The organism is Microbacterium kyungheense (assembly GCF_006783905.1).
In the GTDB taxonomy this organism is placed as follows: domain Bacteria; phylum Actinomycetota; class Actinomycetes; order Actinomycetales; family Microbacteriaceae; genus Microbacterium; species Microbacterium kyungheense.
Map to the genome: position 1 here is coordinate 1 of NZ_VFPE01000004.1, position 17,863 is coordinate 17,863.

Genomic DNA, 17,863 nt, shown 5'->3' on the forward strand with positions numbered 1-17,863 from the left:
TAGGAGTACAGCACCGCGCCGATCCTCTCCCCCGCGCTGCGACGCCGAGAGCCGCAGGAGCGCTCCGCGGCGTGAGCAGCATGGCCGGCTGGACGCCCGACGGCGTGCGTCCCGTCCGGTCAGGTCGAGGGGCCGAGGACCAGCGAAGGCGCGACGAAGTGCTCGCCGACGGTCGCTGCGGGCTCGATCACGTTGTCGGCCGCGACGCGGCCGACGCCGAGCAGATCGAGGTCGACGGTGGTCAGGCGCCGCAGCTTCTGATCGAGGATGACCTCTTCCCAGTTGTCGACGCCCACGACGGCGACGTCGGCCGGAACCCCGACGCCTCGCTCCTCCAAGGCGTCGAGCACGCCGAACCCGATGTGGTCGTTGCCCGCGAACACCGCATCGAACGCGACGCCGGAGTCCCGCAGCGATCCGGCGGCCTGGTCGCCCCACTCGCGTCGCCACGATCCGTACAGCGTGGCGACCGGCTCGAGCCCGGCCTCGTCGAGAGCGCGTCGCAGCCCCGCTTCACGGCGGCGGACGGCCAGATCGTCGCGGTCTGCCGTGACGTGGGCGATCCGCGTGCGCCCGGACTCCAGCAGGTGACGACCGGCGAGGTAGCCCGCCTGCTCGTTGTCGGGGACGAAGACGGAGTCGTCGGGATTGTCGGATGCCGCGAACGCATACGTCACGGGCACCTCGAACTGATGCGTGATCGACGGGGTGACGCGGCCGAAGCCCGAGCCCACCACGAGCAGTCCGTCGATGCGACGGTCCTGCAGCGTGCGGATGCTCTCGGTCATCTCGTGATGGGTGTCGATCCGTCCGTCGAACACGAGCGCGGCGCGCTCGCGCCGCCCGAGCTCGAGGATGGCTCCCATGATGACGGCACGGGAGAAGGTCGCGGTCGCGCGATGGGTGAGCAGGCCCACGGTCCTGCTGCGGCCTGACGCGAAGGACTGGGCGAGCGCGTTGGGGCGGAAGTCGAGGCGCTCGGCGACCTCGCGCACCCGCGCAGTGGTCGCCGCCGACACCAGCGGACTGCCGTTGAGCGCCTTCGACGCGGTGGCCTTCGACACCCCGGCCACCGCGGCGACATCGCTCAGCCGCACAGCACGTTGGGTGACCATCACGCGATCCTACTGACCGGGCAACTCGGACGGCGAGGTACCGCGGGGCGCGGCATCGCTCTTGCCCTCACGACGCCGCCGATGCGGCGGGCGCGCGGGGATCGAGTGCGGCTCGCGCGGCGCCCAAGGGCAGCTCGCGCACCCGCACCGGCAGTCCCGTCGCGAGCGACGCGTTGCCCGCGACGCCGACGGCCATGGCGCGCACGCCGTCGAGCCAGGATGCCGCGTGGCCCAGCGGATCGGCTCCCGCGCCGGCGAACAGATCCCGAAGCAGGGCGTCGTCGGCGCCGCCGTGCCCGCCGGTCACATGCGGCACGGCGATCTCGCGGGCCGCCTCGAAGTGGCGCTGCACGACGAGCCGCTCGCCGACGGGGCGGCCGGTGTCGTCGGCGACGTCCTCGGGGCGCGCGCTCGGATCGACCACGACCGGACGCCCCGAGCCGTCGAGCAGGAGCGCCCCGCGCTCGACCACCGACAGCTCGGCGCGCCCCTTCGTCCCGTTCACCGCGACCGTGTAGCCCTCCCACGGCGAGTGGGCGTTGAGTGAGTAGGTCATGCCGGCGCCGCCAGCATAGTCCACGATCAGCGACAGGTTGTCTTCGATCGTGATGCCTTCATCGAAGACGTCGCGATCGCGCAGGTACCCGTCGTGGTGCTCCTGCTCGTAGTAGAGCCCGCGCAGGACGTCGTGCTCGCGCAGGTCGAGCGCGAACGGGTCGCGCGTCGCGGCGTCGACGGTGCCACGGGCCGCGCGCTCGGGCAGCCCGCGGCGCGCGGCGTTGCGCGCGCCATAGAACCGCAAGCCGCCGCTGGCGAACACGCGCTCCGGCAGGTCGTCGAGCCACCAGTTGACGAGGTCGAAATGGTGCGAGGACTTGTGGACGAGCAGCCCGCCGGAGTTCTCTTTGCGCCGGTGCCAGCGGCGGAAGTAGTCGGCACCGTGCGACGTGTCGAGCAGCCATTCGAAGTGCACCGACGTGATCTCGCCCAGCTCGCCGTCGGCGATGAGCTGCTTGAGGGCGCTGTTGCGCGGCGCGTACCGGTAGTTGAAGGTGACGACGACCGACCGGCCTGTGCGCTCCACGGCGTCGGCGATCCGGCGCACGCCGTCGGCGTCGATCGTGAGCGGCTTCTCGACCACGGCGTCGGCACCCCCCTCGAGCGCCGCGACGACGAGGTCGGCGTGTGCGAAGTCCGGCGCCGTGACGATGACGCGCTCGACCTCGAGCCGTCGCACGGCGCCGGCGAGCTCGGTGGTGTCGAACGTCTGCGGAACCGGGTGCCCCGCCTCGGCGAGGCGACGCGCGTTCCAGTCGAGCCGGCCGGGGTTGGGGTCGGCCCACGCCACCAGTTCGGCGTCCTCGGCGTGCGCGCCGGTGAAGGCGCCGAGGTACATCTGCGCCCGCGCGCCGGTGCCGACGAGCGCGTATCGCGTCTGTCGTGTCATGTCAGGTCCTCTCGAGGGTCATCGGGGCGCGGTGGCCGCGCAGTCCAGGGCCGGCACGGACACCTCCGCGGTCGCGTACGATCCGGCCGGATCCGTGGCGCTTCCGGGCACGGATGCGGTCACCCGGACGATGCCCGCGTCGATGGTCGGGGCGTCCGCGCGCAGGCGCAGCACCGCGGCCGCGCCCGACGGGAGCCCGGCACGCTCGACCTCGCCGAACGCGGCGACCGCGCGCATGTCGGCGGCGACGGCACCGGTGTTGCGGACCTTGACGGCCAGCACGGGTACCCTGCCCTGGCAGTGCGCCTGCACGGTCGCCGTCACACCGGCGTCGCCCGTGACGAGCGGCAGGACGGGAACGAACAGGGCGGCGTTCTTGGCCGCGCCGATCCCGCTCCCCCACTCGTAGAACCCCTCGCGCGTGCCGCCGTCGTTGTCGTTCACCAGCGCCGAGAACGAGAAGGCCCCGTCGCGGGGATCCAGGCCGAGCACGTCCCACGGCACCGTCACGTCGTACGAGGTCGTCGTGCCCACCCGGGTCACGGCGGCGGTGGCATCCTCGAGGATCCCGACAGGCGCCGTGTAGCGGTAGACGCCGGCGCCGTCAGCCCCCAGGTACGCGCCGAGCTCGACCCGCGACGACGCGTCGGCGCCGGGAAGGCCGCGCGACACGGCGAACTGCAGCGAGTCGCCCGACCACAGCCGGTCGATCGTCGCGGCGGCGGTGTGGTCCTGGTCGGTCACGTCGGCGCGCACCCGCAGGCCCTCGGGGCTCCATGACAGGGCGAACGTTCCGCCCAGGTCGGCGGCATCCGGCTGCCCTCCTGCGATCGCCACATACGTGCCGGTGTCGCGCCACGACACCGCGACCGGGGCCGCCGGCTCGGCGACGATCGGCGCGAGCGCCGTCGTGCCGGCCAGGTGTCGCTCGCCCGACGACGTCGTCGCGGTCACCGTGAACGGGTACGGCCGCCACTGCTCGAGGCCGGGTGCGGCGAGCGCGACCGCGCGCGTCTCGCCGTCCGCGAGCGTCGAGGCCGGCAGGGTGCCCGTGAGGGGGCCGACGCTCCACGAGACGTCTCCGACGGTCGCATCGCCGGAGCCCGCGAGGTTCTGCATCGACACCGTCAGCTGCGGCGGGTCGCCGGCAGCCGGGCCCAGCGAGAGGACGGGGTTCTCGACGATGGTGGTGTCGTCGTCGACGAATGCCACGACCTCGTCGCCGCTGCGCACGGTGTACCAGACCGGGTGTGCGCCGAGCTCGCGGAAGGCCGGGAGCGCGGCCGATCCCGTCGCCGTGTCGCCCGTTCCGCCGAGCGCGGTCGGGCCGCCGACCGGGCCGTACACCGTCAGATCCCCGGTGACACCCAGGGCTGCGCGATCGGCCTGGACGGCCACCGACGGGGTGCCGTTCACCGCGATCTCGTCGGGCGTGTCGATGGTCACCGCGGGCTGGGTCACGAGCGAGGGCGTCGCCGCCGCACCGCTGAGGTACACCGGGTCCGACCCGACGGTGAGCTCGATCCGCCCGTCCGCCCGCGCCCGCCACGACCGGCCGTCGGCCTTGGTGATCCGCGCCTGCGAGGCGGTGTCGGCCGCGAAGGTGACGCGGTCGCCCGTTGCCCACAGCATCCGCAGGACGTCACCGGCGGCATCCGCGTACTCGGCCACGACGGCTCCGTCGAGGCGGTGCAGCGCCGTCAGCTCGCGGCCCGCCGTCAGCCGGTTGAACACCGCCAGCGCTGCATAGGCCGGCTTGGGCGTGAGCGCCGTCCCGCCGTCGGCCGGCCGGCGCGCGATCCCGAAGTTGTGCTCGGCCTCGGCCGGGTTGGATCCCGAGTCGATCAGCTCGTAGTAGATCACGCGCTCGATCCCGGCTGCCTCCAGCAGCGCCGCCGAACGGGCGAGGTACGCGGCCTGCTGCTGCTCGGTGGTTCCGCCGGCGGTCGTGGTCCAGCCGTGCTCGCTGAGCCAGATCGGGATGCCGGAACCCGGCGCGTACTCGTCGATCAGACCGCGCAGTGTGGCCACACCCGCCTCGGTGCGCCCCTCGGGCGCGACCGGGAAGTCGTACGTGTGATAGCTCACGACGTCGAGGTAGTCCAGCGCCCCCCGCGCGAAGAGATCCTCCATGAAGTCCCACTTCGCGCCGGCGCTGACGGGGCCGACGACACGGGCGCCGGGGGCTGCGGCATGGATGGCGTCGGCCGCCGGCACCAGCAGGTCGTAGTAGCACGCGGCCGTCATGCCGCACGCGCCGTTGTTGAAGGTGTGGTTGAACTCGTTGTAGATCTCGTAGTCGACGTCCGAGCCGTAGTGCGCCGCCACCGCTGACGCGTAGTTCGCAAAGGCCGCGATGCCCTCGGGCGAACTGGGCGTCTTGCCGCCGTCGTACCACCGGCTGAAGTAGGCGAGGATCACGAGCGGGCGCTCGCCGCGGGCCTTCGCCGCCGCCAGCTGGGCGTCGAAGAGCGCCGGGAACTCGTACACGCCGGGCGACGTCTCGATCGTGTCCCACGACGGGCCTTCGCGGAGCGTTCCCGCGCCGAGGGGCTCCATCAGCGTGTCGACCTGCCCGACGGAGTAGCGGTTCACGTGCACGGCGACACCGACCGGGTGCGTGTCCGACCCGCCCGGTGCTGACGGCTCGACGATCGCGAGCGAGCCGGTGCGGGTAGCAGGGACGGGAGCATCCACCGACATCGTGAGCGTGTAGTACCCGGCAGGCAGGCTCGACAGGTCGATCGAGGCGGTGCCGGCGGCGGCAGCCTCGGAGCCGGAGTCCACGCGCTGGCCGGAGGCCGCCCGCACATCCCAGTCGACGGTGTCGGCGATGGTGGTGACGCCGACCGCAGCCGCGCCGACGCCGTACACGAGGGCCGTGTCGGTGAACGCGAGGGTTCCGGGCGGCGGGTCGTGCGACTCGAAAGCGGGGTTGACGACGAGGTTCGCATCGCTTCCCGGCGCGGTCATCCGCACGTCGTCGACCCACACGGTCCCCGGGCCGCGCACGAGGAACCGCATGACGAACGTCATGCTGCCGGCGGGCTGCGTGTATGTCCACTGCAGATGGGTCCAGTCGTTGGTGCCGGCCGGCAGCTCGACGCGCTGGGAGTGGTCGCCGCTCAGCACGAAGTACGCGGACCCTGACGACGAGAGACCCTCGGTGCGCACCCATGCGCTCATCGCGTAGGTCGTCCCGCCGGTGGCGCGGATGCTCTGCCGCAGGTCCACGTACGAGTTCGAGTACGGCGACGCGTAGTCGATGCGCGCAGAGGCGGCGCCGTCGTGGGATGCCGTCGCGTCGGCGCGCACCGTGAAGTCCGGTGTTCCCGACACGGTGGTGGTCCACCCGTCGAAGGAGTCCGACTCGGCGATGCTCGCCGTCGCCGGCTGCGGCGTCACGAGGAGCACTGCCGCGGTCACCGCGATGGCCGCCATCGCAGCGATCGCGCGCACGGACGGGCGGGTGAGGGCGTGAGACATGGCTTTCCGATCCGGGCGACCGCCGTCGGTCACCCTTTGATCGCGCCGGCCTGGCCGGCGCTGCGGAGGAACTGTCGCTGGAACAAGAGGAAGAGGGCGATCGGGATGATCACCGAGATGAACATGCCCGCCATCAGCAGGCTCGTCGGGGCGGTGTCGCTGATGCGATAGAGGCCGACCGACAGCGGCTGCAGGTCCGGCGACGGCAGGACCAGCAGCGGCCAGAGGAACTCCTTCCACGAGCCCACGATGGTCAGGAGCGACACCACGCCGATCACCGGTCGCGACATCGGCAGCACGATCGACCAGAACACGCGGAACACCCCCGCGCCGTCGATCTTCGCCGCCTCGAACACGTCACGAGGCAGCCGATCGAAGAAGCGGGCGACGAGCAGCACGTTGAAGGCGTTGGCCGCCGTCGGCAACCACACCGACCAGAAGGTGTTGACGAGGTTGACGCCGAGCAGCGGCACGTCGAGGACCGTGACGTAGAGCGAGATGAGCGACACGACACCGGGGATGAACAGCGTGGCCAGCACCGCGACGTTGACCGCCTTCGCGTACCGCGGTCGCAGGATCGCGATGCCGTAACCGCCCGTGAGCGCCACGAGAAGGCCGAAGAACCAGCATCCCGCCGCCATCCAGACGGTGTTGAGCAGGTACTGACCGATGCGGATCTGCGACCAGGCGTCGGGCAGGTTCTGCCACTGGATGCCGCTCGGCCACCACTCGAACGGGTACTTCAGGATGTCCTGGCTCGTCGACAGCGCGGCCTTGAAGAGCCACAACAGGGGTCCGAACGACACCAGCAGAAGGCCCGCGATCACGGTGACCGCGAGGATGACCGTCGTGATGCGCACCGACCGCCGCGTGCGATCCAGCTCGGAGATGTTGGTGCGGTCCTCCGACTCCTCGGGGCCGGCGGGACGCTTGACGATGGCGCGCAGGGTCGTCGTCACAGAGGTCACGATTCGCTCCATTTCCGCGTGAGGCGGAGGTAGACGGCTGAGATGACGCTCAGCACGACGGCCAGCAGCAGGCTCAGAGCGGTCGCCTTGCCGAAGTCTCCGGACAGGAACGCGTAGTTGTAGATGAGCATCAGGAGCGTGACGGTGCGGTTCTCGGGGCCTCCGCCGGTCATGACGAACGGGTCGGTGAACACCTGCATCGTGCCGATGATCTGCAGCAGCAGCATGAGGAGGATGACGCTGCGCAGCTGCGGCAGGGTGACATGCCACGTGCGCTGCAGCACCGATGCCCCGTCGACCTCCGCAGCGTCGTACAGCTCGGCCTGGATCGACATGAGCGCCGCGAGGTAGATGATCGTGGCCGTGCCGGCGGTCGCCCACGTCGCCTGGATGACGATGCTGGGCATCGCCATCACGGGATCCTGGAGCCACCCCACCGGGCCCAGTCCGAACCAGCCGAGCACGGTGTTGAACAGGCCCGACGCGGACGGATCGTAGAACTGCTTCCAGAGCAGGACGCTGACCACGGGCGGGATGATCACAGGCAGGTACACCAGGACGCTGGAGATCTGGCGACTGCGCCGCAGCTCGGCCATCACCATCGCCATGAGGATCGGCAGCGGGAACCCGATCACGAGCGCGAGCGTCGCGAACCACACGGTGTTGCCGGCGGCCGTCCACAGCAGCGGATCCGCCAGCACGCGTTCGAAGTTGCGCAGGCCGACCCACGTGGGCTCGGTCATCAGGTCGGTGTGCTGGAACGCGAGGATCAGGCTCTTGAGGATCGGCCACCACGCGAAGTACCCGAAGGTGAGCAGCAGCGGCACGAACATGAGGAGGGTCGGCACACCCCCGCCGCGCAGCCACGCCGCGACCGCCGCACCCGGAGAGCGCCGGCGTCGCCGCGGCGGGCCCGGCATGCCCGGCGTGACGCCGGGGTCGTCGGCGGCGGGTGCGCCGAGAAGGGGCGGAGCGGTGGCGGTCACGGTCGTTCTCCCGTCGGTGACTGGATGGAGGAGCCGCTCCCGCCGGCCGCGCGGAGCGGATCCGCGCGGCCGGCGGGGAGCGTCATTCGGCGTCGATGAGGTCCTGCACCTGCGCCTGCGCCGCCGAGAGCAGCTCCGCGAAGTCGGCGTCCTCCCGGGTCAGCACGGCCTGGGCGACCGGATCCAGAGCCGCGTACAGCTCCTGCGCCTTCTTGGCGGGCTCCGGCACGATCACCGCCGTCGCCAGGCTGTCGAGGTAGGCGGTGTAGTTCTCACGCGGGACGTTGATGTACGGCTCGATCCAGCCGAGGTAGGTCTCGTACTGCTCGTCCGACACGACGGGCACCTCGGGCAGGCCGACGGGGAGATCGTCGGCGACCTGAGCCTCGGCCCACGTCGTGGCGGCCTCTTCGTCGACATAGCGGTTGAGGAAGTAGAACTTCGTCCACTCCAGCGCGGCGCAGACCTGGTCCGCCGTCGCCTTGGGGTTGTACCACTGGATGTTGCCGCCGCCGAGGACGCCGATCGAGTCCTCGCCGACCGGGAAGGGCGCGAGCCCGAAGTCCTCCTTGGCCATGCCGCGGCCGATGACGAGGCTGTTGTACAGGTTCGCCCCGTTGAGGCTCTGTCCGATGGATCCGGCGGCGATGTCGTCGCGGATCGCGTTGTTGTCGTAGAGGTAGTTGGCGCCGGCCGCCTCCTCCTCCCAGCGCACGTCGTGCAGGAACTGGAGGCTCGCCTCCATGCCGGGGGTGTCGAGGGTGACCGTGGTGTCGTCCCCGTCGACCTCTTCGACCAGGTCGCCGTTGGAGTACGACATCGACGTCAGCAGCCAGCCGCCCACGTTGCCGGTGGTCGGGATGATGAAGCCGGTCTGGCCGGTCTTCTCGGTGACGGTGGCCGCGGCATCCAGCACGTCGTCCCAGGTCGCCGGCGGCGCGTCGGGATCGAGCCCGGCCTCTTCGAACAGGGCACGGTCGTAGATGAGACCCATGGTGTAGGCGGCGCGGACGACGCCGTAGGTGCGTCCGTCGGCGTCCTGGGTTACGGCGGCGAGCTGGGGGTTCAGCTGGCTGAGGACCTCGTCGTCCTCGACGTAGGAGGTGATGTCGGCGGCCTGCTTGCGCTCGATGAGCGATTGGATGTCGGTGAACGGCACCTGCAGCGTCGTCGGGAGGGTTCCACCGACCAGGAGCGCCGGGAAGGTCGTCACGTCGTACTTGGTCTCTTCGTCGTCGATCGTGATGTTGGGGTGCTCGTCCTCGAATGCCGCGATGGCGTTCTCCCACGCCTCGAGGTTCGCGGTCTGATCCGACGTCGGCCGCTCGCCGACCGTGATCGTGACCTCGGCGTCCGCGTCGCACGTCGCGCCGGCGTCCGGCGCCGACGCCGCGGGCTGCGCCGCCCCCGCGCACCCGCTCATCACGATGCCCGCGACCGCCATGGCCGATACCAGGCCCGCGCCGCGCAGCCAACGATGCTGTGTCATCTGTCCCTACTCCTTCGTAGATCGGTGCTCTCGTCTTCGATTCTTCTAACAACCGGTTTCATAACTCTGTCGTACGAGCTGGCCGGTGTCAACAGGAATCGTTTTCTCGATCCAGCCGCCGGCCGCGAGCCACGTGACGCAGGCCGCGGTCCAGTCCACCCCCTCCGCGCCCAGCGCGCAGCCGTGGCCGCCCACCGGGTACAGGTGCAGCTCGTGCGGGATGCCGTGCGTGCGCAGCGCTGCCGACAGCAGCAGCGAGTGCTCGACGGGCACCTTGTGGTCGTCGAGCGAGTGGAAGACGAAGAACGGCGGTGCGCCGGGTGTCACAAGCGCTTCCAGCGACAGCGCCGTCCGGCGCTCGGCACTGTCGTCACCCTGCAGCAGCACACGACTGGATCCCTGATGGGAGTGCCTTTTCAGCGAGACCACGGGATAGCCGAGGATGACGGCATCCACCCTCGAGTCCGGGCGATCGGGCGCGAGGGCGGCAAGGCCCGCGGCGTGCCCGCCGGCGGAGAACCCGACCAGCAGGATGCGGTCCACGCCCCCCGCCCGCAGTTCTCGGATGCGCTGCGCGATGGCGGCGTGAGCGGCGGGGTGCGCCCGGCCCACGGGGTAGCGGAACACGCTCGCGGGTATCCCCAGGTCGTGCAGCCATTCCGCGACGGGTTGCGCCTCGTGCGCGGCATGACGGAGGTAGCTTCCGCCGGGGAGGACGAGGGCATGCAGTCTCATTGCCACAACCTTTGAAACCGGTTAACAAGGGCACCAGAGTGACACGAAGCCGGGCGGCGGGGCAACTCGGCACGTGGCGCGGCGCCACCGGGTGACGCGCGCGGACGAAGCGCCTAGGCTCACCACATGGGTGACACCGCCGTTCCCGACGGGCAGGGTGCACAGCCGGGAACCGGCGACCTCCCGCAGCTGCGGGCGTTCCTTCTCGCACCCGAGCTGGCGGAGCTGCCCGACTTCGAGCTGGCCTCCACCCCGAAGCTCGTCGCGCGGGCGCGACGACACGACCAGTTCGCCTGGCTCCATGTGACGGACCCCGACGAAGAGACCGTCCGCGCAGCACGCAAGATCCTCGGCATCCATCCCATCGCGGCGGCGGACGTGGCGTCAGGGCGGCAGCAGCCGAAGGTGCAGAAGTTCGACGAGCACCTCTTCGTGATGCTGTGGAGCATCCTGGAGAGCGACGACGGAGAGGGCCTCGTGCTCGGCCAGACGTTCCTGTACATCGGGGAGGGGTGGCTGCTCATCGTCCAGCGCGCCGAAGGCGGGAAGCTCACCGACCTGCGCGCGCCTCTGGAGGAGGCGCCGCCCGAGCTTCGCAACGGCACGATGCCCGCCGCGTACACGATCATGGCGGACGTCGTCGACGGGTACGCCAAAGCCGCCGCCGACGTGGAGACGGAGCTGGAGAAGCTCGAGGAGCAGGTGTTCAGCGACACCACCGACGAGGACCATCGTGAGATCTACCGCGTCCGCAAGGACATCGGCCGGGTCGACCGCGCCGTGTCGAGCATCGCCGCCGCGCTGCGCGAGAGCACCAGCCACCTGGAGTCCCTCACCGTCGGCAAGGAGCACATCGTGCCCTACCTGCACGATCTCCTCGACGATGCGGCCGGCACCGCCGCGCTGATCAACAACCAGAGCAAGGCACTGGATGCGGTGCTGTCCAGCCACGAGAACAACGTCGCCGCGCGCCAGAACAAGGACATGCGCACCATCTCGGCCGTCGCGGCGATGCTCGCACCGCCGACGCTGATCGCGGGGCTCTACGGCATGAACTTCAAGAACATCCCGCTCGTGCAGTGGGAGTACGGCTGGGTGGCGATCGGCATCGCGATCGTCGCCATCGACGTCGTGATCTACGTCATGTTCAAGCGTCGCCGCTGGCTCTAGACGACGGCGTGGCCGGCCGGCTGAACACGTTGACGAGATTGCCGTCCGGGTCGCGGAACAGTGCGGATCGGTTGCCCCACGGCATCGTCGCGGGCGGCAGGACGACCTGTGTCAGCGCGGGTTCGAGCCGCGCGAACTCCGCGTCGACATCGGTCACCTCGAGCTCGACGATCAGAGAGCGGTTCGCCGCAGGGATCAGGGCGTCGCCGAGCATGGCGACCGTCGCCGGACTCGCGATGGCGAGGGTCGCGCCCGGACCGGTGAGCTGGGCGAAGACGGGTGCCGGCCTCTCGGCGGTCAGCCCCGTCGCGAGCTCGTAGAACGCGACGAGCCGGTCGACGTCGTCGGTGATGATGCGGATGGATGCGAACGGCACGAGGACCTCCTGATGGATGCGGGATCGCGGGCCACCAGCCTCGCAAGGGCACGCGACACCGTCATGTCGGTGTTTCGCGGAGTCTTCAGCCGAGATCCTCGACGACCGATCGGAGCGTCCCGAACGGAATGTCGAGGTCTTCCCGTCGGAGCCGTCGGGGCTCGGGACGTTCGTCGGTGAGGCGGACCGAGATCATCCGGTCGCCGCGGAACGCCCGGACGCCGCCACGGAGCCGGCACCAGGCGATCAGATACCAGACGCCGTCCCGCCCGATGGAGCCGAGCGGCTCGACCTCGCGTTCGCTCACGTCTCCGGCGCCGTCGCGATAGACCAGGCGCACGACGCGGTCGGTCCGGAGCGACGCCGCGAACTCCGGCGGAACCGGGTCCTCGGCCTCGGGCTCGAGCAGGTGGATGCGGGCGGCCAGCCTCGTGGCGCGACGGGCGTCGTCGTCGGGCATCACGGCCAGCAGCTTTCGCATCGCCGCCCCGGCCGAATGCCGGAACGGCCCGCGACGCAGAGTCCCGAGGCCGATCAGCATCGCGAGCGCCTCGTCGGGGGTGAACCCCATCGGGCCCAGCGCCGCCGTCTTGTCGATCGCGTAGCCCCCGGCGCGGCCGGACTCCGCCCAGATCGGCACGCCCGACTGCTGCAGGGCGGACAGATCCCTCTCGATCGTCCGTACCGACACCTCGAAGCGCTCGGCCAGCCATCGTGCGCTGCGACGCTTCGGGGCTGCGGCCCGCAGCTCCTCGACGAGCGCAAACAGACGATCGGTGCGGTTCACGGTCGCCGATCCCTTCCGGATCAGGCGACGCGGTAGCCGAGGTACACGAAACCGTTCGCGAACCGGCGCTCGTCGAACAGCTCGAGATCCAGTCGCAGGCCTTCGTCCAAGAAGCGCGTGCCGCCCCCGACGACCGCGGGTGCCACCACGATGTGCACCTCGTCGAGCACCCCGGCACGTGCGGCGGCCGAGGCGAGCAGACCGCCGCCGATGGCGACCGGGGTGGGAGAGGCATCCACCGACTCCCGCACCTGCGCGGGATCGAAGACCCGGCGCAGCTCGGTGCGCCGCGTCGTCACCGCGTCGAGGGTCGACGAGAACACGACCTTGTCGATGTCGCGCCACTGCAGCGCGAACTCGCGCTCGGCGGGCGGGAGGTCCTCAAGGGGCAGGTCGTCCCACACCTTCATCACCTCGTACACCTTCCGGCCGTAGAGGTGGACCCTGGCGGGCGCGAGCAGGTCGTTGACGAACGAGTGGACCTCGGCGTCGGGCGTCGCCCACTCCCAGCGCCCGTCCGGGCCGGCGATGTAGCCGTCCAGCGACGCCGAGTTGAAGTAGATCAGCGAACCCACGCCCGCACGCTACTCCCCGCACCCGACACCGCGACACCCGCCGCCCTCGCAGGCGATCCTCAGGTTGCCCTCTTGCGGCGAGGATGGACGCCGCCACTATTGTTTCTCGATAGGTACATGCCGTTTATCGATAGGTGAAGAGATGCAGCGCACGACGATCGTGGTGTTGAAGGTTCTGATCGCGGGCCTTCTCGCCCTGTTGCTGGTCTGCCAGATCTTCGTCGTGCCGGCGGTCGCCGCACAGTCCGCGGTGCGGTACTCCGAGATCGCCTACTTCGAGATCCCGGGCGCGATCGTCGGCATCCTCTTCCTGGTGTGCGTACAGGTCGTACTGGTGTGCGTGTGGCGCCTGCTGTCGCTCGTGCGCGAGGACAGCATCTTCAGCGACAGCGCCTTCCCCGACGTCGATGTGAGCCTCGCGGCCGTCGTGTTCGCGACCTTTCTCGTGCTGATCGCGCTGGTCGCGCTGAGCTTCACCGGGTTCATGACACCGTCGATCACACTTCTCCTGCTGCTCGGAATCGTCGTCGGGGCGGGCCTTTCGCTGCTGATCGTCGTGCTGCGCGGGCTGCTGCGCAAGGCGTCGCAGCTCGAGGCCGACCTGTCGGAGGTGGTCTGATGCCGATCATCATCAACCTCGACGTCCAGCTGGCGAAGAAGAAGATGTCGGTCACCGACTTCGCCGCCGCCATCGACATCACGCCGGCCAACGTGTCGGTGCTCAAAAACGGCCGGGCCAAGGCGGTGCGGTTCACGACCCTCGACGCGATCTGCCGCGTGCTGGATTGCCAGCCGGGCGACATCCTGGAATGGGTGCCGGACGACCACCCGGCCGCGGCCGATGGGGCCGGACTCGAGGCCGGGGCGGGCGCGTGACCACGGCATCGCCCGCGCGGCGGTCCCCGGCCTGGAACGACACGGCGATCGCCGAGCTGCTCGACGTCGTGCGCTGCCCGGTGTGCGCGGGCGGCATCGTGGCGGAGCGCCGCTGCCCCGCGTGCGGCGCCGACTTCGCCGGGACGGTCGGGCGCGACCTGTGGCTGGCGTCTCAGCGCGCCGTCGAGGCCCTCAAGGCGCGACAGGCGGTGCTCGACCGCGTGCCGGCGAGGCCGCTCCCCGTGCCGGGCGGGGTGACGGCGAGCGCCGGGGCACCCGCGCCGGCGGTATCCGTCCCCGTACCGGGCGACGCGGCTCCACCGGCGACGACGGTCGCCCCGCCCCTTCCCGCAGCGCGGACGTCGGCGTCGGTGCAGTCGGTGCTGGCGGTCGCCGGCGCGGGCCTCGTCGCCGTGGCCGCGCTCGTGTTCGTCTTCTTCAACCCCGACCTCGAAGAGCCGTGGGCGCGTACCGCGGTCGTCGGCGCGATCGCGGCGGTGTTCCTCGGCGGGGCGCCGCTGCTCGCGCGCCGGAGGCTGCGGTTCTCGGCCGAGGCGATCGGCGCGCTCGGGGTGGTGTTCCTCGCGCTCACGGTGACGGCGGCGCTGCCGTTCGCGCGGAACGGCTGGGTGTCGACCGCGCTCGTGGCGCTGGTCGCCGGCGCGGGTCTCGCGCTGCTCGGCCCGCGGGCGAGGATCCGCGTGTGGCTGTGGTGCGGCGTCGTCGCCCTGGCCTCGGTGCCCCTGCTGTTCGCCCTCGGCGGCGGATGGATGCCGGCGGCCACGGCCGGCTGTCTCGCCTCGGCCGCCGCGGCCGCCGCGCTGGTCGCCCGCATGCGCCGGTCTGCCGAGCGCATCACGCTGACCACGATGCAGGCCGGTTTCGTCGTGGCGGCGATCGGGACGATCCCGTTCCTCTCCGCCGCGACGGGCGTCGCCACCGCCGTCCTGGCCTGCGCGACCTTCGCCGGCGTAGCCGCGGTCGCCGTGGCGTCGGCACGGCACCTGGCCGGGGCGATGTGGAGCGTCGTCGCGGGCGCCGCGATCGTCGCGGCGGCGACGTCCCTGACGCTGGAGCTGCTGTCGTCGCCCACTGCCGGCCTGTGGATCGCCGCGCTGCCGACAGCGGCCGGGTTCGGGCTGGTGCTCGTCGGCGTCCTCACCCCGCTGCACCGTCTGGTGTCGCGGGGCGCACTCTTCGTCGGTGCCGTCGCCGTGGTCGCGGTCGCGGCGGTGGTGCCGACGCTCGTCGCGTTCCTCTCGCTCACGGGGACGCTCGCCGACCTCGGCCGTGGCGGGGTGCGCCTGCTGCCCGACGACGGCTGGGCCGTGACAGCAGGCCTCGGGGCGCTCGCGCTGACGCTCGTGCTGTTCGCCGCGGTCACCAGGCCGCGCGCGGTCACTCGGTCGGGCGCGGTCACCCCGTCCGGCGCGGTCACCCCGTCGGGCGCGGCCGGCGCGGCCGGCGCGCTGCCTCACGGCACGCCGGTCGACGCGGCAGCCGGGGCGGCGGCATCCCTCGCTGCCCGCTCCGAGACGGGCGACGCCGGTGGGGGCCTCGCCGCGCAGCCGCTCGGAACGGGATGGCTCGGATTCCTCGGCGCGTGGTACGCGGCGCTGGCGTTCCTGACGGTGCTGACGCTGCCCGACGTGGAGGCGTGGGTGCGCATCGCCCTCGGACTCGGCGCCGCCGTCTGCGCGAGCGCGGTGGTCGCCACGGTGCTGCGCGACGCGTCCGCCGCCGTCCGCATGCCGCTCGTGGCGGGCGCGCACGCGGCGGTGGTGTTCGCGGCCGCGCTGTCGTGGGGCGACCCCGCGCTGACGGTGTGGGCGGGCGCGGCGGTCGTCGCGGCGGTCGGGATGCTCGCCGTCACCGTGCCGGTCCCCGCCCGCTTCGTGCACGTCGGAGTGGGCTTCGCGTACGCGCTCGTGGTGCTCGCGACCGCGCTCGGCCGCGCGGGCGCCGACACGCTCGTGACCGTGTGCCTCACGACGTGTGCCGCGGGTGCGGTGGCGATCGCCGCGACCTTCGTCCGGCGCGTGCCGGTGCGCGCCTGGTACGCGGTGCTCGTCGTCACCGCCGTGCCGTTCGCGATCGGCGTCGCGCAGGTGGTGTTCGAGCGCAGCGGCTGGACGGCCCTGTCGACCGCCGTCATCTTCTGCCTCGCGCTCGTCCTGACCGTGACGACCCGGCCAGGACTGGCGGTCGTCGTGCGCACGATCGCCGCCGCCGCGCTCGTGCCGTCGATCGCCGTGGTGGTCGTGTGCCTCGGGGCGCAGGCGCTGGCAACGAGCGGTTCGCCGGTCGTGCTGCCCGTGATCGCGGCCATCGTCGCGGCGACCCTCGCCTCGGGCGACAGCATGGGTGTGGCGCTCGCGCGCCGCCTGCCGCGCACGGCATGGCACGCGGCACGGCTCGCGATCGAGGCATCCGCCCTGCTCACCGCGGCGATCGCGGTCGGGCTCTCGCTCGTCCGCGCGGCCGCCGGCCTCCCGACCACCCTGCTCGTCCTCATGATCCTCGGGGCGGGCTTCGCGACCACCGCCGTGACCTCGCCCCGGCAGTACGCGTGGCCGCTCGCCGGCGCCGCCTTCACGGGAGCGCTGTGGAGCGCGTGGGGCATGGCGGGCGTCACGGGACTGGAGCCCTACCTGCTGCCTCCCGCGCTGGGCGCCGCCGCTGTGGCGGTGGGGCTGACGGCACGCGGGCGCCGCGCGACCGGCCTGTTCACCGGCGGGCTCGCCGCGGCGGTCGTCCCGGTGCTCCTCGCCGCCACCGTGGCCGGAGAGGATGCCGCGCCCGCATGGCTCGCCGGCGACAGCGGCTCCCTCGCCCGGACCTCCGCGCTGGTGGCGTCCGCCTGGCTGCTGGTGGCGGCATCCCTCGTCGTCTCCCGCGCGACCGCCCCGCGGGTCCGGCGGCTGCGCGCGCTGCGCACCCCGACGCTCGTCGTCGGGATCGTCGGTGCGTCCGCGGCGGCGGTGCAGGGCGTCCGGTGGGGCACGAGCGTCGACACGGCGCCGACCGATCCGGTGATCCTCGCCGCCCTCGCGTTCGGGCTGATCGGCGCCGGAGCGGCGGCGAGCGCGGCGCGGATGCTGCACCGGTCCGCGATCCCCGGCTCCCTCTTCGCCCGCACCCGGTGGCTGGGCGCGCCCGCGGTGCTCATCGTGGCCGTCGCCGCGTGGCCCGCCATCGAGCGGGACTGGCCGGTGATCTGGACCATGTGGGGACTCGCGATCGGGTTCCTGACGCTGATGGTGGCCGTCGCCGTACGGGGTGTGCGAGGCCCCACGGGGCTCCCGCCGGTGTGGTTCCTGTTCGCCGTCTCGTTCGTCACCGCGGTCGTCGCGTGGAGCCCGCGCGACCTGCGGGTGGAGTGGTTCTCGCTGCCGCTCGGCGCGTTCCTGCTCGCCGCCGGGGCGGTCGCGATGCGGCGGATGCCGAGTGGGCCGGTCACCCGGTCGCTGACGACCTGGCCGGCGGGCTGGACCGGGTCGTGGGCGCTGCTCGCACCCGGACTCGTCGTGATGCTGAGCGCATCGGTCGCGGCGACGTACACCGACCCGCGCACGTGGCGGGCGATCCTCGTCATGGCGATCGCGCTCGTCGCGATCCTCGTCGGGGCGACCCTGCGGCTCGCCGCGCCGTTCGTCATCGGGATCGTCGTGCTCCCGGTCGAGAACGTGCTGGCCTTCGTCGTGCAGATCGGCCGCGGCATCGAGGCGATGCCGTGGTGGATCACCCTGTCGGTCGTCGGTGCCGTGCTGCTCATCATCGCCGTCGCGTACGAACGGCGGGCCGACGGCGGGTCGGGGCTCACCGCGCGCCTGCGCGACTTGTCGTGAGCGGC

At 71.8% G+C, this 17,863-nt stretch carries 14 protein-coding genes; 4 read left to right on the forward strand and 10 right to left on the reverse strand.

The window, feature by feature from the left end; all coding sequences use genetic code 11:
• Nucleotides 1–119: 119 nt before the first annotated feature.
• The 7 genes from FB391_RS13790 to FB391_RS13820 form a co-directional block, all read right to left on the reverse strand.
• Nucleotides 120–1,115: a LacI family DNA-binding transcriptional regulator gene (locus FB391_RS13790; RefSeq protein WP_246093522.1), complete on the reverse strand. Its 996-nt coding sequence runs from the start codon at nucleotides 1,113–1,115 to the stop codon at nucleotides 120–122.
• Between the two features lie 67 nt (nucleotides 1,116–1,182).
• Nucleotides 1,183–2,562 carry a Gfo/Idh/MocA family protein gene (locus FB391_RS13795; protein ID WP_141895256.1) on the reverse strand — a complete coding sequence of 460 codons (1,380 nt, stop codon included), beginning with the start codon at nucleotides 2,560–2,562 and terminating at the stop codon, nucleotides 1,183–1,185.
• An 18-nt stretch (nucleotides 2,563–2,580) separates the two neighbouring features.
• Nucleotides 2,581–6,048, reverse strand: a complete 3,468-nt coding sequence (locus FB391_RS13800) for a glycosyl hydrolase (RefSeq protein WP_141895257.1) — start codon at nucleotides 6,046–6,048, stop codon at nucleotides 2,581–2,583.
• A 29-nt stretch (nucleotides 6,049–6,077) separates the two neighbouring features.
• Nucleotides 6,078–7,016 (reverse strand): carbohydrate ABC transporter permease, encoded by a 939-nt coding sequence (locus FB391_RS13805; protein ID WP_246093524.1) that lies wholly within the window; start codon nucleotides 7,014–7,016, stop codon nucleotides 6,078–6,080.
• Nucleotides 7,013–8,002, reverse strand: a complete 990-nt coding sequence (locus FB391_RS13810) for a carbohydrate ABC transporter permease (RefSeq protein ID WP_425462959.1) — start codon at nucleotides 8,000–8,002, stop codon at nucleotides 7,013–7,015. The genes FB391_RS13805 and FB391_RS13810 overlap by 4 nt, the downstream gene beginning before the upstream one ends.
• 82 nt (nucleotides 8,003–8,084) lie before the next feature.
• A complete protein-coding gene (locus FB391_RS13815) occupies nucleotides 8,085–9,491 on the reverse strand; it encodes an ABC transporter substrate-binding protein (protein ID WP_141895261.1) in 1,407 nt (468 codons plus the stop codon).
• Nucleotides 9,492–9,536: 45 nt separating this feature from the next.
• A complete protein-coding gene (locus tag FB391_RS13820; RefSeq protein ID WP_141895263.1) occupies nucleotides 9,537–10,226 on the reverse strand; it encodes an alpha/beta hydrolase in 690 nt (229 codons plus the stop codon).
• Nucleotides 10,227–10,352: 126 nt separating this feature from the next.
• Between FB391_RS13820 and FB391_RS13825 the strand changes: the two genes are divergently transcribed.
• On the forward strand, nucleotides 10,353–11,396 hold the full coding sequence (locus tag FB391_RS13825) for a CorA family divalent cation transporter (protein WP_141895265.1): 1,044 nt from the start codon (nucleotides 10,353–10,355) through the stop codon (nucleotides 11,394–11,396).
• Here FB391_RS13825 and FB391_RS13830 read toward each other — a convergent pair.
• The 3 genes from FB391_RS13830 to FB391_RS13840 all read right to left on the reverse strand — a co-directional run bounded on the left by FB391_RS13830 (nucleotide 11,374) and on the right by FB391_RS13840 (nucleotide 13,134).
• Nucleotides 11,374–11,772 carry a VOC family protein gene (locus FB391_RS13830; protein ID WP_141895267.1) on the reverse strand — a complete coding sequence of 133 codons (399 nt, stop codon included), beginning with the start codon at nucleotides 11,770–11,772 and terminating at the stop codon, nucleotides 11,374–11,376. The genes FB391_RS13825 and FB391_RS13830 overlap by 23 nt on opposite strands.
• Nucleotides 11,773–11,857: 85 nt before the next feature.
• Nucleotides 11,858–12,559 (reverse strand): helix-turn-helix transcriptional regulator, encoded by a 702-nt coding sequence (locus FB391_RS13835; RefSeq protein WP_141895268.1) that lies wholly within the window; start codon nucleotides 12,557–12,559, stop codon nucleotides 11,858–11,860.
• Nucleotides 12,560–12,579: 20 nt separating this feature from the next.
• On the reverse strand, nucleotides 12,580–13,134 hold the full coding sequence (locus FB391_RS13840; RefSeq protein WP_141895270.1) for a dihydrofolate reductase family protein: 555 nt from the start codon (nucleotides 13,132–13,134) through the stop codon (nucleotides 12,580–12,582).
• A gap of 142 nt (nucleotides 13,135–13,276) precedes the next feature.
• On the opposite strand from FB391_RS13840, the gene FB391_RS13845 reads away from it, so the two are divergent.
• From FB391_RS13845 to FB391_RS13855, 3 genes are read left to right on the forward strand one after another with little or no spacing between them, the layout of a single operon-like run.
• Nucleotides 13,277–13,753, forward strand: coding sequence for a DUF2975 domain-containing protein (locus tag FB391_RS13845; protein ID WP_141895272.1), 477 nt, complete (start codon nucleotides 13,277–13,279; stop codon nucleotides 13,751–13,753).
• Nucleotides 13,753–14,010: a helix-turn-helix domain-containing protein gene (locus FB391_RS13850; protein ID WP_141895274.1), complete on the forward strand. Its 258-nt coding sequence runs from the start codon at nucleotides 13,753–13,755 to the stop codon at nucleotides 14,008–14,010. Before FB391_RS13845 ends, FB391_RS13850 begins: the two co-directional genes overlap by 1 nt.
• The gene (locus FB391_RS13855) at nucleotides 14,007–17,858 is read left to right on the forward strand and encodes an SCO7613 C-terminal domain-containing membrane protein (RefSeq protein ID WP_141895275.1); all 3,852 of its coding nucleotides are present in this window, start codon (nucleotides 14,007–14,009) and stop codon (nucleotides 17,856–17,858) included. The genes FB391_RS13850 and FB391_RS13855 overlap by 4 nt, the downstream gene beginning before the upstream one ends.
• Nucleotides 17,859–17,863 lie beyond the last annotated feature (5 nt).